We start from the raw sequence: 22,418 nt of genomic DNA on the forward strand, positions 1-22,418 counted from the left end.
TGCGGCCGTTCCGGCCGTGTTGCCGATTTGCCACGGATCGCGTGGGCCAGTGCGTTGACGTTGCAGCGAAACTGGAGTGATGATTGCGACGGCGACGCCGTCCGAGCGCCCCCGAGAGGATCCCTGTCTTGAGTGCCCAGCGCAAATCCACGTCGTTCGACATCGCGCAGGCCGCGGGCGTATCGCAGCCGACCGTGTCGCGCGCACTGCGCGGCAGCCCGACGGTCAGCCCGGCGACGCGGCAGCGGATCGAGGCGATCGCCAAGCAGCTGAACTATACCGTCGACCGCAGTGCCTCGAACCTGCGCAGCGGCAAGACGCGGACGATCGCGCTGCTGCTGTTCCGCGATCCGACGCCCGACGAGACCGAGGTCAATCCGTTCTTCCTGGGCATGCTGGGCGCGATGATGGGGGCGTGCGCCGATCACGGCTATGACCTGCTCGTCTCGTTCCAGAATTTCTCGTCCGACTGGCATACCGATTACGAGGACAGCCACCGTGCCGACGGGCTGATCCTGCTCGGCTATGGCGACTATGCGGATTATCGCGCGCGGCTCGATCACCTCGTGGCGCAGGGGACGCACTTCATCCGCTGGGGATCGGTGCGGCACGACCAGCCCGGGCTGACGGTGGGTTGCGACAATGTCGCGGGCGGCGCGGAGGCGACGCGGCATCTGATCGCGCAGGGGCGGACGCGGATCGCGTTCCTGGGGGATGCGACCGACCATTATCCGGAATTCTACGACCGCCACCGCGGCTATCTCGCGGCGCTCGAGGAACATGGCCTGCATGCGGATCCGCACTTGCAGGTCGATGCGATCACGACCGAGGAGGACGGCACGCGCGCCGCGCAGGCGTTGCTCGCGCGCGGGGTCGCGTTCGATGCGATCGTCGCGGCGAGCGACCTGATCGCGCTGTCGGCGATGCGGGTGCTGGCGGGGGCGGGGCGGATCGTGCCCGACGACGTCGCGATCGTCGGGTTCGACGACATTCCCGCCGCCAGCCTCGCCAATCCGCCGCTGACGACGGTGGCGCAGGACACGGTGCTGGGCGGCCGGCGGCTGGTCGAGATGCTGCTCGCGCGGATCGACGATCGCCCGGTGACGAGCATCGTGCTGCCGACGCAACTGGTCGTACGGCGTTCGTCGGGCGAGGCCGCGGCGTGACGCGCGAGAAGCCGCGTCAGGGTTTCTGGGGTCTGTGGAACATCTCGTTCGGGTTCTTCGGGATCCAGATCGGTTTCGCCCTCCAGAACGCGAATGTCAGCCGGATCTTCCAGTCGCTCGGCACCAGCGTCGACGACCTCGCCTTTCTGTGGATCGCCGCGCCGCTGACCGGGCTGCTCGTCCAGCCGGTGATCGGGCATTACAGCGACCGGACCTGGGGGCGGCTCGGGCGCCGGCGACCCTATTTCCTGGGCGGTGCGGTGCTGGCGACGATCGCGTTGCTGGGGATGCCGAACGCGCCCGTGCTGTGGGTCGCGGCGGCGTTGCTGTGGATGCTCGACGGATCGCTCAACGTCGCGATGGAGCCGTTCCGCGCGTTCGTCGGCGACATGCTGGGCAGCCGGCAGCGGACCGCGGGCTATGCGTTCCAGACCGGCTTCATCGGCGCGGGCGCGGTGATCGGCAGCCTGGCGCCGCTGATCCTGACCGACATCTTCCACGTCGCCAATACCGCGGCGGGCGGCGGGATCCCGCCATCGGTGCGCTATGGCTTCTATCTGGGCGCGGCGGCGCTGTTCTGCGCGGTGCTGTGGACGGTGCTGACGACGAAGGAATATTCGCCCGACGAGATGGCGGCGTTCGAGCAGGATGACGGCGCGGTCGAGGCGGGGCCGGCGATAGCGGCACCGGCCGGATCGGGCGCGCGGCTGGCGCCGGTGTGGATCGCGCTGGGGGCGATCGTGATCGCGGCGGTGGCGCGGTTCGGGCTCGACAAGCCGGTCTATCTGCTCGGCGCCGGGCTGATCGCGTTCGGTATCGCGCTGCTGGTCAGCGCCGCGCTGGTACGGTCGGGCAGAGAGTCCAATGTTCTCAGCCAGATCGTCGGCGATCTTGCGAGCATGCCGCAGACGATGAAGCGGCTTGCGCTGGTCCAGTTCTTCACCTGGTCGGCGCTGTTCATCATGTGGATCTACACCACGCCGATCGTCACGCAGCGCGCGTTCGGGACGACCGACACGGCGAGCGCGGCGTATAATGACGGCGCGAACTGGGTCGGGGTGCTGTTCGCGGTGTATAACGGCGTGGCGACGGTGTGGGCATTCGTGATGCCGTGGCTCGCGGGTCGGATCGGGCGGCGCAATGCGCATATCCTGGGGCTGCTGAGCGGCGCGGCGGGGTTCGGGTCGTTCCTGGTGCTGCGCGATCCGCATGCGCTGATCGGGTCGATGGTGCTGATCGGGATCGCCTGGTCGTCGATCCTGACGATGCCCTATGCGATGCTGTCCAACGCGCTGCCGCAGGCCAAGCTGGGCGTTTACATGGGGTTGTTCAACATCTTCATCGTGCTGCCGCAGCTGATCGTGTCGTCGGTGATGGGGCAGGTGATGCGGACGGTGTTCCCGGGCGACCCGGTCTGGGCGATGCTGATCGCGGCGGGGGTGATGGGCGTGGCTGCGCTGGCGATGCTGCGCGTGCCGCGGGACGCCTGAGATCCTGTCCTCCCCCTGTCGGGGGAGGATCAGGGGTCAGCCGCCGAAACCGCCGCGGCCGCCAAAGCCGCCGCCGAACCCGCCGCGCGAGATCACCGAGCTGCGGGTCTGGACCCGTGCGGGAGCACGCGCGGTCGTCGGCGTGAAGGCGTCCGAGCCGACCCGGGTGCGGCCGGTGACGTAATCGCGGCTGATGCGGCCGCCGGCGCCGCCATAATAATTGCCCTGACGGTCGCGGTACATCGGCGCGCCGCGATAGCCATAGCCGCCGTTGAGCGCCTGGCCGATGATGAACCCGGTCAGCAACGGCGTGAAGAAGCTGCCGCCGCTGCCATTGTTGCGGGGTTCGCACTGTGCGGCGCCGAACTGCTCCTCGCAGGTCTGCTTGTCCTCGAACCGCGGTGCGGTCTTGGCGGCGTCGGTCTTGGCCTGTTCGTACGCGGTGTCGCACTGCGCGGCCGGGATCGCCCCCGCCGAGCGGCATTCGGCGACCGAGGCATAGCTCTGCGCGTCGACGGGCTTGCCGCCGACATCGCCGTCGCAGGCGGTCAGCGAAATGCCCGAGCCCGCGATCAGGCCGGTGAGGACGATCGAGCTGGAACGCTTCATGTCTTTGCCTCTCAGTTCGTCATGCACGCGGCATTGAGGATGCCGACGCAGAGCGAGATGCTGCCCATATAGGTGGCGGCGGCGATATCGCCCCGCACGATCCGGTCGTGAATGTCGCGCATCACGAGGCGGCGGACGACGAGCGCGGCGACGATCTGGATCACGCCTGCGAGCACCGCCCACACCGCGAACTCGACCAGCGTGACGGTGTGCGTCAGCGCGGAGGCGAGCGGGAGGACATAGCCGAGCAACGCCGCGCCCAGCGTGATCGCCGCGGCGGTATTGCCGTCGCGGATCAGCGCCTTCTCGTTATAGGGCGTGGTCGCCTGGAAGATGATCTTGAACGCGATGGTGAAGAGCCCGGCCGCGACGAACGCGATCAGGAAGGCCGCCGCGCTGGCGCCGAAGCTGTAATAGTCGATCATCTGAATCCCCCGGAACGCTGATGCGACGATGCTAGGCGCGGAACTCGCCGAGTTCCAGTGCGACGCCGAGCATGATCTCGAACGAGACCTCGCCCGCCTCATTCTCCTGGTCGATCGCGAGCAGTAGTTCGCGGCCGTCGTCGCCCGGCAGGTCGCGGCCGAACAGCATGCAGGTCTGGAAGATGCGACGGTCGACGATGCCGTCGCGGTCGTCGTGGAGATCCTCCCAGAAGGTCACCGGTTCCTGTTCGCTCGCCTCGGGGCCGAACCAGACGCGGTCATAGTCGGGGAGCCCTTCGGCGGTGAAGCTGCGCGCCTTGAGCCGGGACTTCCAGGCGGGGCGTTCGGCGGCGGAGGAGGGGTAGGCGCTGTCCCAGGGCGCGAAGATCGTGACGTCGGTGACGTCCTGACCGGCGCGGTCGTTCGAGACCGCTTGAAACATGATGTCGTCATCGGTGTAGAAACGGTGGACGAACCCGCCCTCGTTGAGGTCGACCAGACCCTGCGCGACGATCACCAGTGTGTCGCGGTCGAACGGGAACAGCAGCTCCGACCCGAACCGGCGCCAGGCGAGCGGGTCGACGATCACCGTGCGGCCGAGCGTGACGTTGCGAATGACGGGAAGTCCGGAGCCTTCAAGCGGTTGCTTGCGGCCGAACAGGCGATCGAACATGCAATCCTCGCATCTGTGTTGACGGCCTGCATAGGGCAAAGCGGTGGCGGTCGCAAAGGGCGGCGGGGTTGGTGTTTCCTGTCCGTACGCCTTTTCTCGTCATCCTGACGAAAGTCAGGATCCAGGGTTACGATGCGGTGCGCCTGGTTACTCTGGATCCTGACTTTCGTCAGGATGACGGAGTGGGGGGTGGCGGAGTGGGAGGATGGCGGAGGGGGATGAGGCGGGTGCCGCTTTCGCGCGCGAACGGCATAGCAAGGCTTTCCGAGACGTCCTATGTTGGCGCACGAGCCACGCATGGGAGTTCTTGCATTGACCGACATCTGGACCGTCCGCAGCCTGAAGGCCGCGCTCGATACGTCCGAGCCTGCGAAAACGGGGGAGCTGAGCGTTCGCGTCGTCGAGGGGGCGGATCCGATCCTGCTCGTCACGATGCACGAGCACGGTGACCTCGAGCTGTTCGTCAATGTCAGCGAGGCGCAGATCTCGGCGTCCACCCTGCTCTGGCCGTGCGACGAGCAGGAGGACCAGGCGGCGTTCAACGCGTTCCTGCTGAAGACGCAGAAGCTGGTGCCACTGTCGAACTTCGGGATCGGCAGCGTCGAGGGGCGCGATTATTATGAACTGTTCGGCGAACTCGCGACGTCGAGCCGGCTCGACACGATAGTGATCGAGCTGCGCACGCTGGCCGAGAACGCGATCGATGCGGCCACCGACCTGCGCAACGCGCAGATCCCCGCCGCCTGACCCAAAGCATCATACGGAGAGACTGGCATGGCCATCTGGAGCAAGATTTTCACCCTCGGCCGGGCGGGCGCGCATGAAGCCGGCGCGGCGGTCGTCGACGCGAACGCCCTGCGAATCCTCGACCAGGAGATCCGCGACGCGGACAAGGCGCAGGGCAAGGCGCGCGACGACCTGGCCGGGCTGGTCGCCCGCCGCCGGATCCTCGAGACCGAGGTCGAGAGCTTCCGCGCGCAAGCCGCGAAATACGAGGCCTCGGCGCGGATCGCGGTCGAGAAGGGCAATATGGACCTCGCACGGCAGGTCGCGCAGCGGATCGCCGATCTCGAACAGGACATCGCGCTGAAGAGCCCGCAGGTCGAGGACATGCGCGCCGCCGAGGAGCAGATCCACACCGCGGTCGCGCAGACCGACCGCAAGATCGAGCAGCTCCGCCGCGAGGTCGAGGTCGTCAAGGTCAACGAGTCGGTGCAGAAGGCGCAGGCGACCGTCGCATCGGGCAGCATCGGCGCGGGCAACAAGCTCGGCTCCGCGGCGGACAGCCTTGCGCGAATCCGCGAGCGGCAGGCGATCCGCGGCGAGCGGATCAAGGCGGCCGGCGAGCTTGAGGATCGGCGCACCGGCGCGGATCTCGACGAGAAGTTGCGCCAGGCGGGGATCCTGCCGGGTCAGTCGTCCGCGGACGACGTGCTCGCCCGGCTGACCGCGCCCAAGACCGACCAGCTCGGGCAGACGCTGCGGATCGAGCAGCGCGACGACAGCAAGACGCAGGACAACTGATGCGCCGGATCGCGGTCGACCCGCGCGGCGACTGGCGCGAACGGGCCGACGCGATCGGGTTCGTCTATCACGGCACGGCGGTCGGCGACGCAATCGAACCCTATTGGGACGAGAGCGCCGCCTATGCCTTCACGCTGGCGGAGATCGAGGAGGATCTCGAACCCGCGGCCGAACAAATGCATGCGATGTGCCTCGAGCTGGTCGACGAGGTGGTGCGCGACCAGCAGCTGATGGAGCGGCTCGCGATCCCGCGCGAGCAGTGGAATTATGTCGCGGAAACGTGGCGGACGCGCCAGCCGTCGCTCTATGGCCGGTTCGACTTCGCCTATGACGGGACGGGCCCGGCCAAGCTCTACGAATATAATGCCGACACGCCGACATCGGTGTTCGAATGCGCGACGTTCCAGTGGATGTGGCTCGAGGACCTGCTCGCGAGCGGGGCGATGCCGGCGGGGACCGACCAGTTCAACAGCCTGTTCGACAAATTGCGCGAACGCTTCCGCGCGTTGTTCCCGAGCGGCGGCTTCGTCCATTTCGCAGCCGACGCGACCGCGATCGAGGACCGCCAGACCGTGCGGTTCTTCGAGGATCTGGCGAGCCAGGTCGGAATCGAGCCGAAGTTCGTCGAGATGAAGGATATCGGCCTTGCCGCGGATGGCCGGTTCGTCGATCCCGAGGGCTTCGAGGTGCAGGCGGCGTTCAAGCTCTATCCGTGGGAGTTCATGCTGCGCGAACCCTATGCGCCGAACCTGTCGCGCGCGGACGTGCGCTGGATCGAGCCCGCGTGGAAATCGATCCTGTCGAACAAGGGCATCCTGCCGCTGCTGTGGCAGCGGCATCCCGGGCACCCGAACCTGTTGCCGGCGTATTTCGACGGCGATCCGGCGGCGACAATCCTGGGGCCGCGCCATGTCCGCAAGCCGCTATTCTCGCGCGAGGGCGCCAATGTCGAGATCGTCGGCGGGGAGGGCTGCACGCCCGCCATTCTCGACCAGGGCTATGGTGCCGAAGGGGCGATCCTCCAGGCCTATGCGCCGCCGCCCATGTTCGACGGGCGGTATCCGGTGATCGGGGCGTGGATCGTCGGCAACGAAGCCGCGGGGATCGGCGTTCGGGAGGATGAGACGGTGGTGACGCGCAACATGGCGCGCTTCGTCCCGCATATCATCGAGGCGAATGATGACTGACGTACGCGAGCTGCCCCCGTTGCCGCCGATCGAGCGGCTGGTCGAACTGATGTTCGATGCCGCGCGGATGGGGCGGGACGAGATGATCCCCGCGCTGCTGCAGGCGGGGGTCGATATCGAGGTGACCGATGCGCGGGGGTACACCCCGCTCGTGCTGGCGAGCTACAATGCGCAGGAGTCGACGACGCGGCTGCTGCTCGACGCGGGGGCGCGGGTCGATGGCGATCCGGCGAGCACCGCCAATACCGCGCTGATGGGGGTGTGCTTCAAGGGCTATACGCCGATCGCGCGGATGCTGATCGCGGCAGGGGCGGACGTGAACCGGCGCAACGGCGTCGGACAGACCGCGCTGATGATGGCGGCGTTGTTCAATCAGGGGGCGATCATCGACCTGCTGATCGAGCAGGGTGCGGACCCGGCGGTGGTCGATGCGGCGGGGAACAGCGTGGCGTCGCTGGCGATGTCGCAGGGGAATGCGGCGCTGGCGGCGCGATTTGCCGAGGGTTCGCACGCGTCGGGATCCGCCGGCTGAACGTCGTCATCCTGACGAAAGTCAGGATCCAGAGCCATGAAGGTGCCGCCCGTTACTCTGGATCCTGACTTTCGTCAGGATGACGGGAAGGGGTGTGCGTCCGGACTTTATCAGGATGACGGAGTGTGGCCCTCGTTATCCGCGTGCGTCTGCGGGAGGACCGCGCCGACGTGCGTCTGGCCGCGGGCTTCGGCGAGGCGCATCTGGCGTTCGCGTTCGGCATAGCCGGCGCGCTGGGTCGCGTCGCGGGCGTCGTGGCAGGCGGGGCAGCTGATCCCCTCGACATAGAGCGGCGAGGCGCGGTCGGCGGGGCTGACGGGCATGCGGCAGGCGTGGCACAGGCCGTGCGTGCCGGGGGCGAGGCCGTGGCCGACCGCGACGCGCTGATCGAAGACGAAGCATTCGCCTTCCCACAGGCTCTCGGCCTCGGGCACGGTCTCGAGATATTTGAGGATGCCGCCCTTCAGGTGATAGACCTCGTCCAACCCTTCCGCTTTCAGGAACGCGGTCGACTTCTCGCAGCGGATCCCGCCGGTGCAGAACATCGCGATCTTCGGCGGCGGGCCGTCGCCGACGAGTTGGTCGCGGTGCTCGCGGAACCAGGCGGGGAAGTCGCGGAAGCTGCGCGTCTTCGGGTCGATCGCGCCTGCAAAGCTGCCGACCGCGACCTCATAATCGTTGCGCGTGTCGATCACGATCGTGTCCGGATCGGCGATCAGCGCGTTCCAGTCGCCGGGCTCGACATAGCGGCCGACATCGCCGAGCGGGTCGATATCGGGCTGGCCCATCGTCACGATCTCGCGCTTGAGGCGGACCTTCATGCGGTGGAAGGGCATCGTTTCGGCGCGCGAATCCTTGACGTCGAGCGTGGCACAGCCGGGCAGCGCGCGGATATGCGCGAGGACGGTGTCGATCGCCGCGTCGGTCCCCGCGATCGTGCCGTTGATCCCCTCGGCTGCGAGCAGCAGCGTGCCCTTCACGCCTTGCGCGCAACACAGGGCGGCGAGCGGCGGCTTGATCGCGGCGATGTCGGCAAACGGCGTGAAGCGATAGAGCGCGGCGACGCGGACCGGTCCGAGGGACTCAGGGTGGCTCGCCAGAAGATCGGCGGCGGGTAAGGGGTCGGCAGGCATGGGCAGGACGGTCCGGATCGAAGATGGCGCCGCCGCTGTTACGCCAAGTCGGAGTAGGTGGCGAGCAGGGTTTCGGTCCGCGCAAGGCCCGTCGCGGTGAGCTGGATCACGCCCGTGCTGCAGTCGGGGCGTTCGACCAGGCCCTTTTCGGCGAGCGCGCCGATCCAGCGGTGCGTGCGCGGCAGATCGAGCAGAGCGAGCGCGCCCAGCGTCGTCGCATCAATCATCCGGCCCTCGGCCTCGGCGAGATAGATCTGCACCAGCACGAGCCAGGCATGATCGCCGAACAGGTCGTCGCCGAGTTGCTCGCGTCGTCGGTGCAGGCTCCGGTCGACCTTCAGCGCGACCTGCCAGAGCCGTTCGGGCATGACGACGTCGGGCACCGCGGTGAGCGCCTTGGCTTGCGGGAGGTAGAGCGTGCCGACGAGCCGGCCGGCCTCGAGCCCGCGGTCGAGCCGCGAGACATGGACGTCGACCCACACCGCGGCACCGCCGGGCTGGAGATAGCGCTTGCGGATGCAGACCGGGCCCGCGCCGGGGGCGAGCATGGTGACCCGATCGATGTTGCGGACGCGGTCGTCCGGGTGGGTGACGTCGGCATAGGACCGCCCGACGAGTTCGCTAAGCGGCCGTTGCAGCAGGTCCTCGACGGTCTGGTCCATCGTCAGTAGCAGACCGTTCGGGTCCGACAGGGAATGGCCGACGAGCATCGAGGCGGAAGTCCTTTGTAATCCCCCGTTCAGATAGGGCGCGATCACCCTTGTATCAAATGTTTACGCCGCGATCGCTCAGCTGGGGACGAAGGTCAGCCCGGCATGCGCGATAAGCCGGTCGCGCAGTTTGGCGCCCATCAGCGCGCCCGGCGTCCAGATGCCGCCATCGCCCGCGACATCGCGCACGAGGCAGATCGCCGCCTCCGCGATCATCTTGCTGGTCGATCCATAGCCCGGGTCGCGGTCGCCCGTCACGACCGTGTCGATGCGGCTGCCATCGGGCATGATCCCTGCGAACAGCAGGTCGTAATGGCCTTCATCGCGTTCGGCCTTGGAGGGGCCTTCGCCGGGCTTCGGGCCCTTGTCGCCGGCGAACGGATTGAACTTCGCGATCGCCTCGGCCGCGGCCTTGCCCATGTCGCCGAGCCCCGCGACCATCATCTCGTCATAGACGAAGTCCGCGCCATAGGCCTCGCCGAGCAGGAAATTCGTGCGGTGGACGTTCTTCGTGTTGATCGGCGCCATCACGAACGGTGCGACCCAGGTCTGGAGCGTCGAGTCATATTCGGGGAGCAGCCCGGTCGGCTGATGCGGCCCGGTGAAGCCGGGGGTGAGTGCGAACGGGCTGGTCAGCAGCTTGACGAGGCCGGGATCGCGCGCGGCGGCGGCGAGCGTCGCCTTGAGGCTGGCCGCCGTGCCGCCGGAGAAGGTGCCCTTCATCGTCCGGACGCGGCCCTTCACGCGCGGCGCAGGACTGCCGTAGCGTGCCTTGGCCGCCTCCTGGAGCGTGAGGACGCCGAGATCGAACGGGATGCTGTCGAAGCCGCAGGAGAAGACGATCCGGGCGCCGGTGCGCGTGGCCTCCCCCTCGTGCGCGTCGATCATGTGCCGCATCCAGGCGGGCTCGCCGCACAGGTCGACATAGGCGGTGCCCGTTGCGGCGCAGGCAGCGACGAGATCGGAGCCGTAGAGCTGGTAGGGCCCGACGGTCGAGATCACGACGGTGGCACGCTCGACCATCGCGCGCAGGCTTGTCGGATCGGCCGAGTCGGCGGTGATGAGGGGCGTGTCGGCTGGCGCGCCGATCAGGTCGCGAACTTCCCCCAGCTTGGCGCGCGACCGCCCGGCCATCGCCCAGGTCAGGCCGGTCGGATAGGCCTGGACCAGATATTCGGCGACCAGCCGGCCGGTGAAGCCGGTCGCGCCATAGATGACGATGTCGAAGTCGCGCATGTCCATCTCCCGTTTTGCCGCGGTTCTGCCCCGGCCGGCGGCGCCTCGCAAGCGAAACGCCGCGTCTCGTCAAGGCGGGACGGATCTGTCAGGATCGCGCAATGGCATCCGATCCGAGCATCGTCGCGTTCATCGTCGAGCAGATCGCCGCCGCGGGCGAGGTCGCCGCGCGGCCGATGTTCGGCGAATATGGCGTCTATTGCGACGGGCGGATGGTCGCGCTGGTCTGCGACGACCGGCTGTTCCTCAAGCCGACCCCGGGCGGGCGCGCGTTCGCGGGCAGCGACGGCGCGGCGATCGAGGAGGCATCGTCCTATCCGGGGGCGAAACCCTGTCTGGTGATCGACGCGGATCGCTGGGACGATGCCGACTGGATGGCCGAGATCGTCCGGATCTCGGCCGCCGAGCTGCCGCTGCCCAAGCCCAGGCGGGCGAAATCGCCGAAGGGCTAGGCCGCGTCGTTGAACTGCAGGCTCGCGAGCCGTGCATAGAGGCCGCTGTTGGTCATCAGCGCCCCGTGCGAGCCCTCCTCGACGATCTGACCGTCGTTCATCACGATGATCCGTTCGGCGGCGCGGACGGTTGCGAGGCGGTGCGCGATGACGAGCGTGGTGCGGTTCGCCATGAGCCGTTCGAGCGCCTCCTGGACGAGCCGTTCGCTCTCCGCGTCGAGCGCGCTGGTCGCCTCGTCGAGCAGCAGGATCGGGGCGTCGCGGAGCAGCGCGCGCGCGATCGTCACGCGCTGGCGCTGACCCCCCGACAGCCGCGCGCCGCCCTCGCCGAGGAAGGTGTCGAGTCCTTCGGGCAGCTTGCGGAGGAATTCGGCGGCGTTGGCGGCCTCGGCGGCGGCCCAGAGCTGCTCGTCGGTCGCGGTCCAGTCGCCATAGCGGAGATTGTCGCGCGCCGAGGCGCCGAAGATCACCGTTTCCTGCGGCACCATCGCGATCCGGGCGCGGACCGCGGCGGGATCGGCATCGCGCAGGTCGACGCCGTCGAGCGTCACGCGGCCCGCATCGGGATCGTAGAAGCGCTGGACGAGCTGGAACAAGGTGGTCTTGCCCGCGCCCGAGGGGCCGACGACCGCGACCGTCTCGCCCGGCCTGATGTCGAGCGAGAAGCCGTTGAGCGCGGCGACGTCGCGGCGGGTGGGGTAATGGAACCGGACGCCCTCGAAGGCGAGCGCACCGCGCGACGGCTGCGGCAGCGCGACGGGCACGGCGGGCGGCGCGATCTCGGGCGTCTCGCGGAGCAGTTCGGACAGCCGTCCGGCGGCACCCGCGCCGCGCAGCAGATCGCCGTAAACCTCGGTCAGCGCCCCGAACGCGCCCGCGACGATGCCGCCGGTGAGGACGAAGGCGGCGATCGCGCCGCCGCTGATCCGCCCGGCGGCGACGTCGACCGCGCCTTCCCACAGCACCAGCGTGATCGAGCCGAACAGCAGTCCGATGACGATCGCGGTCATGATCGCGCGCAACAGGATCCGCGCACGCGCCGCGGCAAAGGTCGCGCGCACCGCGTCACCGAAGCGGGTCGCCTCGCGGTCTTCCTGCCCGAACGCCTGCACGACCTTCATCGCGCCGAGCGTCTCGGTGGCGATCGAGCCGACATCGGCGACGCGGTCCTGCGAGGTGCGCGAATAATTGCGGACGCGCTTGCCGAGCAGCGCGATCGGCAGGACGATCAGGGGGATGCCGATCATCAGCAGACCGGCGAGCTTGGGCGAGATCGCGAACAGATAGATCAGCCCGCCGACCCCGGTGAAGGTGTTGCGCAGCGCGATCGAGACGGTGCTGCCGACGACCTGGTCGATCAGCGCGGTGTCCGAGGTCAGCCGCGAGGCGATCTCCGACGGGCGATTTTCCTCGAAGAAGCGCGGTGTCAGGGTGAGCAGGTGACGCTGGACCGTGGTGCGGATGTCCGCGACGACTCGTTCGCCGAGCCACGACACATAGTAGAAGCGCACCGCGGTCGCGACCGCGAGCACGACGACGATCATCAGCAGGTAATGGAATGAGGTCCCGACCGATCCGCTCGCGCCCGGGCCGAAGCCGCGGTCGATCACGCGCTTGAAGCCGTAGGGTATGCCGATCGTCGCGGCCGAGGTGGTTACCAGCGCGAGTCCCGCAAAGGTGATCTGGCGCGGGTAGTTCGCGGCGTGTCGCCACACCATTGCAAGGTCGCCGATCCGGCGGGGCGTCTTTTCGTCGAGTATCGGCTTGGCCATGGCGGATCGCCTAGCAGCGGCGGGGGTCACGCTCAACGGCAACCGCATGACGGCCGGGACGTTGAACGAGCAGGACGCGCACGGGATTGGGACACGCGCGCGCCTGCGTCCCGGCAATGCTCTGTTGCGCGGCAGCATAATTGCGTTACGGAAATGTTAACCCCTTTTGGGGTAGAGGATACCGAATGCTCTACGATGCCTATGAATTTCAGCGGTCGATGATGGCAGGTGCCAGCAGAATGGCCAGTTTCGGGGCGGGAATGCTGAACAATCCAGCAAACCCATTCGCCTATTTGGGCGGCGGCGCGGTCGTCGGATCGGCGCTGGAGGTGTTCGCGCACGTCAATGCGACTCGCGGGAAGCCGGCGTTCGGCCTCGACCACACGATCATCGACGGACGCGAATTCGCGGTCCGTGAGGAGATCGTGCTGCGCAAGGATTTCGGCCAGCTCAAGCGGTTCGTGCGGGAGGGCGTCGAGGGCGGCCCCAAGCTGCTGATCGTCGCGCCGATGTCAGGGCATTATGCGACTCTGCTGCGCGGCACGGTCGAGCGGATGCTGCCGTTCGCCGATGTGTACATCACCGACTGGCGTGACGCGCGCAGCGTGCCGCTGTCCGCCGGACGGTTCGATCTCGACGATTATATCGACTATGTGATCGCGTTCCTCGAGACGATCGGCGCGAACGAGGGGCAGGGCGGTACGCATATGCTGGCAGTCTGCCAGCCGTCGGTGCCCTGCTATGCCGCCGCGGCGCTGATGAGCGCGGACGGCAATCCGTGCCGGCCGAAGACGCTGACGCTGATGGGCGGGCCGGTCGATACGCGCGAGGCGCCGACCGCGGTCAACACGCTGGCGACCGAGCGTCCGCATACGTGGTTCGAACAGAATGTCATCGCGACGGTGCCTGCGAATTATCCGGGCGCGGGGCGCAAGGTCTATCCGGGCTTCCTGCAGCTTGCCGGTTTCATGTCGATGAACCTCGGCAACCACATGGTCTCGCACTGGGAAATGTATAAGCATCTCGTCCAGGGCGACGGCGAGAGCGCGATGGCAAGCAAGGGGTTCTACGAGGAATATCGCTCGGTCTGCGACATGACCGCCGAATTCTATCTGCAGACGATCGACGTGGTGTTCCAGACCCACGCGCTGCCGCGCGGCCTGCTGACGCACCGCGGACGGCCGGTCGATCCGGCGGCGATCACCGATATCGGCCTGCTGGCGATCGAGGGCGAGCGCGACGATATTTCTGGGCTGGGGCAGACCAAGGCGGCGCTGTCGCTGGCGACGGCTCTTCCCGACGAAAAGAAGCGGTATCTGATTGCCGAGGGGGCCGGCCATTACGGGATCTTCAACGGCTCGCGCTGGCGCAACACGATCGCGCCGGTTGTCGAGGAGTTCATCACCGCGAACGGATAAGGAGCCGCCCGTATAAGGGTCGATCGCGACCGCCGGTCCTGAAACCGGCGGTCGCGATCGGTATCTGGGTCAGCCGACCGAGTCGACGACTGCGTGGCTGCTCGACTCGCTCGACGTGATCGTGCCGCCGAACAGCATCTTGACGCGTCCGGTCAGCGAAATGTCGGTTTCCCAGAGTTCCGCGCTGTTGATGTCGAAGCGCAGCAGCGTGAGGTTGGGGTCTTCCTTGCCGCCCGGAAACCAGGCCTCGACCTGGTTGTTCCACAGCTTGTCGATCTGCGTGCGGTCGTTCATCTGCGAGACGGTGCCGGCCATGCACGCGAAGAAGTCATGCCCCTTGCCGACGAACTGCGCCATCGCCGCGCCGCCCTTGGCGATGCGGTTGTCGCGACCAGCGAAGAAGAACAGCACGTTGGGCTGATCGTCGTCGAGCTGCGCGGTCATCGGCTCGGAATGCTGGCCGTCGTCGAGGCCGATCATCACGAACGGGCTGGACTTCAGCTTGTCGAGGAAGGTGTTCGCGACTTCCTGCGGGGTATCCTTGTCGGCCATCGTCGTTCTCCTATTGGCTTGGATTGCCACAGAGAACGGGCGGGGCGGAGGATGGTTGCCACCGCCGCCCCGCGAGCATCACAGGACTTCGAACAGGCCCGCCGCGCCCATGCCGCCGCCGACGCACATCGTCACGACGACATGCTTTGCGCCGCGGCGCTTGCCCTCGATCAGCGCATGGCCGGTCGCGCGTGCGCCGGTCATGCCGTAGGGATGGCCGATCGAGATCGCGCCGCCGCTGACGTTGAGCAGCTCGTCGGGAATGCCGAGCGTGTCACGGCAGTAGAGGACCTGGACCGCGAACGCCTCGTTCAGCTCCCAGAGGCCGATATCGTCCATCTTGAGGCCGAAGCGCTTGAGCAGCTTGGGAATCGCGACGACCGGGCCGATCCCCATCTCGTCGGGTTCGGTGCCGCCGACCGCCATGCCGATATAGCGGCCGAGCGGCTGCAGCCCGCGCTGCGACGCGATCTTCTCCTCCATCAGCACCGAGGCGGACGACCCGTCGGACAGCTGGCTGGCATTGCCCGCCGTGATCGTCATGTCGGGGCCCATCACGGGTTTCAGCGACTGGAGGCCCTCGAGCGTCGTGTCGGCGCGATTGCCCTCGTCGCGGGCGATCGTCACCTCTTTGTAGGTGACGTCCTTGGTCTCCTTGTTGACGATCGCCATGTTCGCGGTGACGGGGACGATCTCGGCGTCGTAATAGCCCGCGGCCTGCGCGGCGGCGGTGCGCTGCTGCGACTGGAGTGCATAGGCGTCCATCGCGTCGCGCGTGATGCCGTAGCGCTTGGCGACGACCTCGGCGGTCTGGAGCATCGGCATATAGACGTCGCGGTGCATCGCGAGCAGTTCGGGATCGGGTGCGACGCGCATCTGCGGCGTCTGGACGAGACTGATGCTCTCGACCCCGCCACCGATGGTGATGTCCATCTGGTCGGTGATGATCTGCTTGGCGGCGGTGGCGATCGCCATCAGCCCGCTGGCGCACTGACGGTCGAGCGACATGCCGCTGACCGTCGTCGGCAGCCCGGCGCGGAGCAGCGAGGTGCGCGCGATGTTGCCCGCCTGATGCCCCTGCTGCAGCGCGCAGCCGAAGACGACGTCGTCGACTTCGCCCCCGTCGATCCCGGCGCGTTCGACCGCGGCCTTGATCGAATGCGAGGCGAGCGTCGGCGCGGGGGTGTTGTTGAACGCACCGCGATAGGCGCGGCCGATCGGGGTGCGGGCGGTGGAGACGATGACGGCTGAACGCATGATGCTATCCTTTTTTCTGAAGTCCTCTCCCGCAAGCGGGAGGGGAGCGGTATCAAACGAAAACCTGGCTGATCCATTCGGCGATCAGGGCGGGCTTGTCCTGGCCCTCGATCTCGACCGCGAAGCTGTTGGTCTGCTGCCACTGGCCGGGGCGCTTCTCGTCGAACGACAGCAGCTTGAAGCGGCCGCGGACCTTCGATCCCGAGCGGACGGGCGTGAGGAAGCGGACCGAATTGCCGCCGTAATTGACGCCCATCTTCGCGCCCTCGATGGTCGGCGCGTCGGGGATCTTCGACGACAGGAGCGGCATCAGCGAGAGCGTGAGGAAGCCGTGCGCGATCGTCCCGCCGAACGGGGTCTGCGCCGCGCGGGCGGGATCGACATGGATGAACTGATGGTCGCCGGTGGCGTCGGCGAACGTGTCGATCATCGCTTGCGTGACCTCGACCCAGTCGGACAGCGTCTCGGTGCCGACGCGGTTCTGCATCTCGGCGGTGGTGATCGTCGCCACGGCATTCCCCTCCTAGCCTGTTTGGCGCTAAGCGCAGCGACGTCTCTAGGCGTACAGGCTGGCCGACCGCAAGCCTCACCCAACCGGAAGCTGGAAAATGTCGACTGCCGTAACGTCCAATGCCCGTAACACCATGGCAAAGCTGTACCGCGCAAGCGAACCCGATGTTCTAAAACCGCTGCTGGAGCGTGCCGCGCTCGATTCGGATTCGCGTGAGCGGGTGATGGGTCATGCGCTCGGCCTGCTCGCCGACCTTCGCGCGGCGCAGAGCAAGGGCTGGGTGAACCAGTTCCTCCAGGAATATCGGCTGAATTCGTCGGAAGGGGTCGCGTTGCTCAGCCTCGCCGAGGCGTTTTTGCGCGTGCCCGATCCCGAGACCGCAGACCTGCTGATCGCGGACAAGCTGGGCGATGCCGACTGGCGTGCGCATGCGGGCAAGTCGAATTCAAAGCTCGTCAATTCGGCGACCTGGGGGCTGGTGGTCGGCCGCGTGCTGGTCGGCGAGGGTGCGACCGGGCCGCTGCGCCGGCTGATCAGCCGGGCGGGCGAGCCGTTCGTGCGGCAGGCGGTCGGTGCCGCGATGAAGATGATGGGCGAGATCTTCGTGATGGGCCGGACCATCGACGAGGCGATGAAGCGGATGCGGCGGCCGGAGAACAAGGGCTTCACCGCGAGCTTCGACATGCTGGGCGAAGCGGCGCGGACGCATGCCGATGCGCAGCGCTATTTCCAGGCCTATGTCGGCGCGGTCGACGCGGTCGGGCGCGATCCGGCGGCGGGGCATTCGATCTCGGTCAAGCTGTCGGCACTGCACCCGCGCTACGAGGTCGCGCGGTGGAGCGAGTGCGTGCCCGCGCTGACCGAGATGCTCGAGGCACTGGCGGTGCAGGCCGCATCGAAGGGGATCGCGCTGACCGTCGATGCGGAGGAGTCCGAGCGGCTCGAGATGAGCCTCGACATCATCGGCACGGTCGCCGGGCTGCCGTCGCTGAAGGGCTGGGACGGGTTCGGCATGGCGGTGCAGGCGTATGGCAAGCGCGCGCGGCCGGTGATCGCATGGGCGAACGGGCTCGACCGGGTGATGAACGTTCGGCTGGTCAAGGGCGCGTACTGGGACAGCGAGATCAAGCGGACGCAGGTCGAGGGGCTGGCGGACTATCCGCTGTTCACGCGCAAGGCGGCGACCGACGTGTCGTATCTGGCGGTCGCCAAGGACATGCTGGCGGCGGAGAATATCCGGCCGGCCTTTGCGAGCCACAATGCGCTGACGGTCGCGACGATCATGGAATGGGCGGGCAACAGCCGCGATTTCGAGTTCCAGCGGCTGCACGGCATGGGCGACGGGCTGTACGAGCGGCTGGTGCAGGAGAATGGCTATCATTGCCGCGTCTATGCGCCGGTCGGCGGGCACCGCGACCTCTTGGCGTATCTCGTCCGGCGTCTGCTGGAGAATGGGGCGAATTCGAGCTTCGTGCATCAACTGGCGGACGAGCGGCTGACCGAGGGGGAGATCCTCGCGGATCCGGTGGCGAAGATCGCCGCGGTGGGCGGCAAGCGTCATCCGAGCATTCCGTTGCCGGTCGATCTGTTCGGGGCGGGCGGGCACCGGAATTCGGCGGGGCTCGATTTGAGTGACGTGGATACGCTGACGGCGACTGTTAAGGTGGTGAATGCGCCATTGTCACAGGGCGCGTTCCCCCGCGAAGGCGGGGGCCCAGACTCGGCGCAGAGCGCCGACCGCGCTACCGCGCGTGAGCCGGAGGGGCTGGACCCCCGCCTTCGCGGGGGAACGGTCAGTGATGCCATCACCCGCGCGCATGCGGCGTTCCCGGGCTGGTCGCGGTCGCCGGTCGAGGCGCGGGCGGCGTGTCTCGACCGGCTGGCCGACCTGCTCGAGACGCACCGTGACGAGTTGATAGCGATCTGTGTGCAGGAGGCGTTCAAGACGATCCCGGACGCGATCGGCGAGGTGCGCGAGGCGGTGGATTTCTGCCGTTATTATGCGCAGCAGGCGCGCGCGAAGCTGCAGCCGATCGAGCTGCCGGGGCCGACGGGCGAGCGCAACATGCTGCATATCGAGGGGCGCGGGGTCTGGGCGACGATCGCGCCGTGGAACTTCCCGCTGGCGATCTTCCTGGGGCAGACGGTGGCGGCGCTCGTCACAGGCAATGCGGTGGTGGCCAAGCCCGCGCCGCAGACGCCGCGGATCGCTGCGCGGGCGGTCGAACTCGCGCATGAGGCGGGCGTGCCGGCCGACGTGCTGGTCCTGGTCACCGGCGGGCCCGAGGTCGGCGCGGCGCTGACCGCGGACGCCCGCATTCAGGGCGTCGCGTTCACCGGCTCGACCGCGACCGCGCGCAAGATCGCACGCGCGCTGCTCGAGGACGATAGCCGACCGATCGTGCCGCTGATCGCGGAGACCGGCGGGATCAACGCGATGATCGTCGATTCAACCGCGCTGCCCGAACAGGTGGTGGCGGACGTGATCGCGTCGTCCTTCCGTTCGGCGGGGCAGCGTTGCTCAGCACTGCGGCTGTTGCTGGTGCAGGAGGATATCGCGGACGGCGTGATCGAGATGCTGTCGGGCGCGATGGACACGCTGAGGATCGGCCGTGCGGGCGATCCGGCGACCGATGTCGGGCCGGTGATCGACCAGGCCGCCTATGACCGGCTGATGGCGTATCGCGCGCGGGTGGCCTCGAAGACCGTCAAGACGCTCGACGTGCCCGCGGACGGCCTGTTCGTGCCGCCGACTTTGGTGCGGATCGGCGCGATCGAGGATCTGAACGAGGAGTGGTTCGGGCCGATCCTCCATGTCGCGACTTGGGAGGCGGGCAAGCTGAGCGAGACGATCGCGCGGGTCAACGCCAAGGGCTACGGCCTGACGATGGGGCTGCACAGCCGGATCGCGCGCGCGGCCGAGGTGATCGAGGCCGAGGCGGCGGTCGGCAACCTGTACATCAACCGGTCGATGATCGGTGCGGTGGTCGGATCGCAACCGTTCGGCGGCGAGGGGCTGTCGGGGACCGGGCCCAAGGCGGGCGGGCCGCGCTATCTCTACCGCTTCTGTGCGGAGCGCGCGGTGTCGGTGGATACGACGTCGGCGGGCGGGAATGCGACGTTGCTGTCGCTGGATGAGGGTGGGATCTGAGGGGGGGCTCGGCCTATCTACCTTCGCCTCGTCATCCCCGGCGGAGGCGGGAATCCATACTGGCTGGCGGTGAGGGGTATCTCGACCCGTTGAGTATATGGATCCCCGCCTTCGCGGGGATGACGGAGGGTGCTGGGCTTCCCCCTTGCAGCAGGCGTGCCGCGCTTCCTTCGTCCTCCCCGGCGGAGGCCGGGGCCCAGTTGGGGGACGGGCGTAACGACGGGTGCGTTCCGTTACTGCGGCCTCACCAACTGGGCCCCGGCCTTCGCCGGGGAGGTGTAACAGGTTGGCGTGGCGAGTACCCTTCAGACCCGGGGGCGGCGTCAGGTGGATGGTGTATTCGCGCGCGCCTGTTGCACCTGCGGGAATGGCATCACCATCGACCCGTCCGGGGCGGCGGTGAGGTTGACCTGGGTGGGGAAGGCGATCTCGATCTTTTCGTCGTTGAAGCGCTGGAGGATGGCGATCCCAACGGCGGTGCGGCCGTTGTAGAAGCTGGCATAGTCGGGGCCGTCGCTGTCGAACTGGACCTCGAAATCGAGGCTCGATGCGCCGAAGCCGGTGAAGCCGGCGCGGACGAAGATCTTGCCCTGCGCCTCGACCACGTCCTTCAGCATGTCGGGAATGCGCGCGCAGATTTCGGCGGGGGTGAAATAGGTGACGCCGATGATGAACTTCGCGCGGCGGTGATTGCGCTGCGTGTTGTTGAGGATCTCCTTGTTGAGGAGATTCTTGTTCGAGATCACGCGCTCCTCGCCGTCGATGCCGCGAATGCGGGTCGATTTCAGGCCGATCGCCTCGACGCTGCCCGAGGCGGTGTCGTAGCTGATCGAATCGCCGCGGCGGAACGGGCGGTCGAAGATGATTGCGAGCGCGGCGAACAGGTCGGCGAAGATGCCCTGCGCGGCAAGACCGATCGCGATGCCGCCGACGCCGAGGCCCGCGACAAGGCCGGTCACGTTGACGCCGAGATTGTCGAGCACAACGACCATCGCAACCGCGAACACGACGAAGGTGACGAGCAGGCGGATCAGCCCCATCGCCGACAGCAGCGCCTCACCCGAATAATGCTCGGACTGGGTGCGGTGCTCGATCGCGCCGAGGATGATCTCGCGCACCCAGACCGCGACCTGGAACACGGCGGCGACGGTGAAGAGGAAGTTGACCGTGGTCGCGACCTCGCCCGGTGCGGCGGAATAGCCGTCGACGAGCTTGGCGGCGAGCATGACGATGAAGAAATTGCTGGTCCGCGAGACCGCCTTGCCGACGACGATCCCCCAGCCGTTGAGCGCACGCGGGCGTTCGCACAACCGACTGCCGAAGCGGCGCGCGGTATGCAGCGCGAGGACGATCAGCGCGCCGGCGCCGAACGCGATGAGGATCTGCAGCCAATAGGCCTGGACCCAGGCGAGGCTGGCGGTGACGAAGCCCTGCGCCTGGCTGCCGACATCGCTCGCGTTGAAGATGGGGGCTTTAGCGACGCTGTTCGTATTGGACATCTGGATACTCGTCAGGCCGCGACGGCGATGGTCGCGGGGGTGCCGGCTTCGAGGAAGGCGATCAGGCCGCATTCCTGCCGGCTGAGATAGCGCTTGGCGCGCGGGAGGCGGAGCGCCTTGCGGAAGGTCGACTGGCCCTGTTTGACAAGGTCGATCAGGGCGGGGTGGACATAGCTTTTCCGTGCGATGGCATGCGTGTTGCCGAGCCGTGCGACGACCGGTTCTAGCATCGCCTTCAGGCTGAGATCGCGCTCTGCCGAGGCAAGCGCCTCGAACGCGGCGACGCTGGCTGCCCAGGTGCGGAAGTGTTTGGCGGTGAAGTCGGTCCCGGTGACCGCCTGGATATAGGCGTTGACGTCGCTCGACGTGACGGGATGCGCGACGCCGTCATCGTCGAGCCAGGCGAAGAGATGCTGTTCGTCGAGGTCCTGGCATTTCTTCACGAAGCTGCTGAGCGAGCGGTCGGTGATCCTGAGCGTCCGCATCTTGCCCGACTTGCCCTTATATTCGAGCCGGAGCGTGGCGCCCTTCACCGCGCCGTGGCGCTTGCGGAGCGTGGTCGCGCCGAAGCTCTCGTTCGCGGCGGCATAGGCCTCGTTCCCGATGCGGATATGCCCGCCGTCGAGCAGGCGGAGGACGGCGGCGACCGCGCGGTCACGGCTGAGCGAGCGTTTGCGCAGATCGGCCTCGACCGCCTTGCGCAGCTTCGGCAGCGCGAGACCGAAATCGGCGCAGCGCTCGTATTTCGCGGCGTCCTGCGCCTCGCGGAAGCCGGCGTGATAGCGATATTGCTTGCGACCCTTCTCGTCCCAGCCGACCGCCTGGATGTGACCATTGGGCTTCGGGCAGAACCACGCGTTGCTGTAGGCGGGGGGCAGGCCGACCGCGTTCAGCCGGTCGATCTCGTCACGGTCGGTGATGCGGGTGCCCGATGCGTCCCAATAGCCCCAGCCGGCGCGCATCTTGCGGCGGGAAATGCCGGGCTTGCTGTCATCTGAATATACGAGTCTGCTGGGCAACGCGTCGCTCCTTCCGGCCGACATTCGAAATGTTCGGGCGGGCGCATCGTTCCGGAACGACCCGCGCGGCGCGGGGTTGAGGGGGCACGGGATTTCACTGGA

At 67.6% G+C, this 22,418-nt stretch carries 21 protein-coding genes; 9 read left to right on the forward strand and 12 right to left on the reverse strand.

Going from position 1 to position 22,418, the window contains the following annotated elements:
- Window positions 1-128: 128 nt before the first annotated feature.
- On the forward strand, window positions 129-1,166 hold the full coding sequence (locus C8J24_RS13850; protein ID WP_107045869.1) for a LacI family DNA-binding transcriptional regulator: 1,038 nt from the start codon (window positions 129-131) through the stop codon (window positions 1,164-1,166).
- Entirely contained in the window at window positions 1,163-2,656 is a 1,494-nt protein-coding gene (locus tag C8J24_RS13855; RefSeq protein WP_107933260.1) for an MFS transporter, read from the forward strand. The genes C8J24_RS13850 and C8J24_RS13855 overlap by 4 nt, the downstream gene beginning before the upstream one ends.
- Before the next feature lie 36 nt (window positions 2,657-2,692).
- Here C8J24_RS13855 and C8J24_RS13860 read toward each other — a convergent pair whose 3' ends face one another.
- From C8J24_RS13860 to C8J24_RS13870, 3 genes are read right to left on the reverse strand one after another with little or no spacing between them, the layout of a single operon-like run.
- Window positions 2,693-3,265: a DUF1190 domain-containing protein gene (locus C8J24_RS13860; protein ID WP_037529576.1), complete on the reverse strand. Its 573-nt coding sequence runs from the start codon at window positions 3,263-3,265 to the stop codon at window positions 2,693-2,695.
- Between the two features lie 11 nt (window positions 3,266-3,276).
- Window positions 3,277-3,690 (reverse strand): DUF350 domain-containing protein, encoded by a 414-nt coding sequence (locus tag C8J24_RS13865; protein WP_031440686.1) that lies wholly within the window; start codon window positions 3,688-3,690, stop codon window positions 3,277-3,279.
- Window positions 3,691-3,721: 31 nt separating this feature from the next.
- Complete coding sequence (locus tag C8J24_RS13870; protein WP_031440687.1) at window positions 3,722-4,363, reverse strand: DUF2491 family protein; 642 nt, start codon at window positions 4,361-4,363, stop codon at window positions 3,722-3,724.
- 312 nt (window positions 4,364-4,675) lie between these two features.
- Here C8J24_RS13870 and C8J24_RS13875 point away from each other — a divergent pair, with 312 nt between their 5' ends.
- From C8J24_RS13875 to C8J24_RS13890, 4 genes are read left to right on the forward strand one after another with little or no spacing between them, the layout of a single operon-like run.
- Window positions 4,676-5,110 carry a YjfI family protein gene (locus C8J24_RS13875; RefSeq protein ID WP_208620967.1) on the forward strand — a complete coding sequence of 145 codons (435 nt, stop codon included), beginning with the start codon at window positions 4,676-4,678 and terminating at the stop codon, window positions 5,108-5,110.
- A gap of 27 nt (window positions 5,111-5,137) precedes the next feature.
- Window positions 5,138-5,887, forward strand: a complete 750-nt coding sequence (locus C8J24_RS13880) for a PspA/IM30 family protein (RefSeq protein ID WP_031440688.1) — start codon at window positions 5,138-5,140, stop codon at window positions 5,885-5,887.
- Window positions 5,887-7,074, forward strand: a complete 1,188-nt coding sequence (locus C8J24_RS13885; RefSeq protein WP_107933264.1) for a glutathionylspermidine synthase family protein — start codon at window positions 5,887-5,889, stop codon at window positions 7,072-7,074. Before C8J24_RS13880 ends, C8J24_RS13885 begins: the two co-directional genes overlap by 1 nt.
- The gene (locus C8J24_RS13890) at window positions 7,067-7,606 is read left to right on the forward strand and encodes an ankyrin repeat domain-containing protein (RefSeq protein ID WP_107934221.1); all 540 of its coding nucleotides are present in this window, start codon (window positions 7,067-7,069) and stop codon (window positions 7,604-7,606) included. Before C8J24_RS13885 ends, C8J24_RS13890 begins: the two co-directional genes overlap by 8 nt.
- Window positions 7,607-7,716: 110 nt before the next feature.
- Here C8J24_RS13890 and trhO read toward each other — a convergent pair whose 3' ends face one another.
- From trhO to C8J24_RS13905, 3 genes are all read right to left on the reverse strand, one after another.
- On the reverse strand, window positions 7,717-8,739 hold the full coding sequence (trhO, locus tag C8J24_RS13895; RefSeq protein ID WP_107933266.1) for an oxygen-dependent tRNA uridine(34) hydroxylase TrhO: 1,023 nt from the start codon (window positions 8,737-8,739) through the stop codon (window positions 7,717-7,719).
- Between the two features lie 38 nt (window positions 8,740-8,777).
- Window positions 8,778-9,449 carry a PAS domain-containing protein gene (locus C8J24_RS13900; protein ID WP_107933268.1) on the reverse strand — a complete coding sequence of 224 codons (672 nt, stop codon included), beginning with the start codon at window positions 9,447-9,449 and terminating at the stop codon, window positions 8,778-8,780.
- 78 nt (window positions 9,450-9,527) lie between these two features.
- Window positions 9,528-10,685, reverse strand: coding sequence for a saccharopine dehydrogenase family protein (locus tag C8J24_RS13905; protein ID WP_107933270.1), 1,158 nt, complete (start codon window positions 10,683-10,685; stop codon window positions 9,528-9,530).
- A 101-nt stretch (window positions 10,686-10,786) separates the two neighbouring features.
- Here C8J24_RS13905 and C8J24_RS13910 point away from each other — a divergent pair, with 101 nt between their 5' ends.
- Window positions 10,787-11,137 (forward strand): TfoX/Sxy family protein, encoded by a 351-nt coding sequence (locus C8J24_RS13910; protein ID WP_107933272.1) that lies wholly within the window; start codon window positions 10,787-10,789, stop codon window positions 11,135-11,137.
- Here the strand turns inward: C8J24_RS13910 and C8J24_RS13915 are convergent.
- Window positions 11,134-12,909, reverse strand: a complete 1,776-nt coding sequence (locus C8J24_RS13915; RefSeq protein WP_107933274.1) for an ABC transporter transmembrane domain-containing protein — start codon at window positions 12,907-12,909, stop codon at window positions 11,134-11,136. The two genes, C8J24_RS13910 and C8J24_RS13915, sit on opposite strands and share 4 nt — an antisense overlap.
- A 185-nt stretch (window positions 12,910-13,094) precedes the next feature.
- Between C8J24_RS13915 and C8J24_RS13920 the strand changes: the two genes are divergently transcribed.
- Window positions 13,095-14,327 (forward strand): polyhydroxyalkanoate depolymerase, encoded by a 1,233-nt coding sequence (locus C8J24_RS13920; RefSeq protein ID WP_107933276.1) that lies wholly within the window; start codon window positions 13,095-13,097, stop codon window positions 14,325-14,327.
- Between the two features lie 69 nt (window positions 14,328-14,396).
- Here C8J24_RS13920 and C8J24_RS13925 read toward each other — a convergent pair whose 3' ends face one another.
- The 3 genes from C8J24_RS13925 to C8J24_RS13935 all read right to left on the reverse strand — a co-directional run bounded on the left by C8J24_RS13925 (window position 14,397) and on the right by C8J24_RS13935 (window position 16,647).
- Window positions 14,397-14,879, reverse strand: a complete 483-nt coding sequence (locus C8J24_RS13925; RefSeq protein ID WP_031394543.1) for a pyridoxamine 5'-phosphate oxidase family protein — start codon at window positions 14,877-14,879, stop codon at window positions 14,397-14,399.
- Window positions 14,880-14,957: 78 nt separating this feature from the next.
- On the reverse strand, window positions 14,958-16,136 hold the full coding sequence (locus tag C8J24_RS13930; RefSeq protein WP_031394542.1) for an acetyl-CoA C-acyltransferase: 1,179 nt from the start codon (window positions 16,134-16,136) through the stop codon (window positions 14,958-14,960).
- Window positions 16,137-16,188: 52 nt separating this feature from the next.
- Complete coding sequence (locus C8J24_RS13935; protein ID WP_107933278.1) at window positions 16,189-16,647, reverse strand: MaoC family dehydratase; 459 nt, start codon at window positions 16,645-16,647, stop codon at window positions 16,189-16,191.
- Between the two features lie 133 nt (window positions 16,648-16,780).
- Between C8J24_RS13935 and putA the strand changes: the two genes are divergently transcribed.
- Window positions 16,781-19,798, forward strand: a complete 3,018-nt coding sequence (gene putA / locus C8J24_RS13940; protein WP_244180829.1) for a bifunctional proline dehydrogenase/L-glutamate gamma-semialdehyde dehydrogenase PutA — start codon at window positions 16,781-16,783, stop codon at window positions 19,796-19,798.
- A 323-nt stretch (window positions 19,799-20,121) separates the two neighbouring features.
- Here the strand turns inward: putA and C8J24_RS13945 are convergent, their stop codons facing one another.
- Window positions 20,122-21,297: a mechanosensitive ion channel family protein gene (locus C8J24_RS13945; protein ID WP_107933282.1), complete on the reverse strand. Its 1,176-nt coding sequence runs from the start codon at window positions 21,295-21,297 to the stop codon at window positions 20,122-20,124.
- A gap of 11 nt (window positions 21,298-21,308) precedes the next feature.
- Window positions 21,309-22,340 carry a DNA topoisomerase IB gene (locus C8J24_RS13950; RefSeq protein WP_244180724.1) on the reverse strand — a complete coding sequence of 344 codons (1,032 nt, stop codon included), beginning with the start codon at window positions 22,338-22,340 and terminating at the stop codon, window positions 21,309-21,311.
- Window positions 22,341-22,418 lie beyond the last annotated feature (78 nt).

The sequence above is a fragment of the Sphingomonas aerolata genome, from assembly GCF_003046295.1.
Lineage (GTDB): Bacteria > Pseudomonadota > Alphaproteobacteria > Sphingomonadales > Sphingomonadaceae > Sphingomonas > Sphingomonas aerolata.

What these genes read in the sequence shown, in the direction of transcription:
- C8J24_RS13860 (WP_037529576.1), bottom strand. Translation starts at nt 3,265, where the DNA reads ATGAAGCGTTCCAGCTCGATCGTCCTCACCGGCCTGATCGCGGGCTCG.
- C8J24_RS13865 (WP_031440686.1), bottom strand. Translation starts at nt 3,690, where the DNA reads ATGATCGACTATTACAGCTTCGGCGCCAGCGCGGCGGCCTTCCTGATC.
- C8J24_RS13870 (WP_031440687.1), bottom strand. Translation starts at nt 4,363, where the DNA reads ATGTTCGATCGCCTGTTCGGCCGCAAGCAACCGCTTGAAGGCTCCGGA.
- C8J24_RS13880 (WP_031440688.1), top strand. Translation starts at nt 5,138, where the DNA reads ATGGCCATCTGGAGCAAGATTTTCACCCTCGGCCGGGCGGGCGCGCAT.
- C8J24_RS13885 (WP_107933264.1), top strand. Translation starts at nt 5,887, where the DNA reads ATGCGCCGGATCGCGGTCGACCCGCGCGGCGACTGGCGCGAACGGGCC.
- C8J24_RS13890 (WP_107934221.1), top strand. Translation starts at nt 7,067, where the DNA reads ATGACTGACGTACGCGAGCTGCCCCCGTTGCCGCCGATCGAGCGGCTG.
- trhO (WP_107933266.1), bottom strand. Translation starts at nt 8,739, where the DNA reads ATGCCTGCCGACCCCTTACCCGCCGCCGATCTTCTGGCGAGCCACCCT.
- C8J24_RS13900 (WP_107933268.1), bottom strand. Translation starts at nt 9,449, where the DNA reads ATGCTCGTCGGCCATTCCCTGTCGGACCCGAACGGTCTGCTACTGACG.
- C8J24_RS13905 (WP_107933270.1), bottom strand. Translation starts at nt 10,685, where the DNA reads ATGCGCGACTTCGACATCGTCATCTATGGCGCGACCGGCTTCACCGGC.
- C8J24_RS13910 (WP_107933272.1), top strand. Translation starts at nt 10,787, where the DNA reads ATGGCATCCGATCCGAGCATCGTCGCGTTCATCGTCGAGCAGATCGCC.
- C8J24_RS13915 (WP_107933274.1), bottom strand. Translation starts at nt 12,909, where the DNA reads ATGGCCAAGCCGATACTCGACGAAAAGACGCCCCGCCGGATCGGCGAC.
- C8J24_RS13920 (WP_107933276.1), top strand. Translation starts at nt 13,095, where the DNA reads ATGCTCTACGATGCCTATGAATTTCAGCGGTCGATGATGGCAGGTGCC.
- C8J24_RS13925 (WP_031394543.1), bottom strand. Translation starts at nt 14,879, where the DNA reads ATGGCCGACAAGGATACCCCGCAGGAAGTCGCGAACACCTTCCTCGAC.
- C8J24_RS13930 (WP_031394542.1), bottom strand. Translation starts at nt 16,136, where the DNA reads ATGCGTTCAGCCGTCATCGTCTCCACCGCCCGCACCCCGATCGGCCGC.
- putA (WP_244180829.1), top strand. Translation starts at nt 16,781, where the DNA reads ATGGCAAAGCTGTACCGCGCAAGCGAACCCGATGTTCTAAAACCGCTG.
- C8J24_RS13945 (WP_107933282.1), bottom strand. Translation starts at nt 21,297, where the DNA reads ATGTCCAATACGAACAGCGTCGCTAAAGCCCCCATCTTCAACGCGAGC.
- C8J24_RS13950 (WP_244180724.1), bottom strand. Translation starts at nt 22,340, where the DNA reads ATGTCGGCCGGAAGGAGCGACGCGTTGCCCAGCAGACTCGTATATTCA.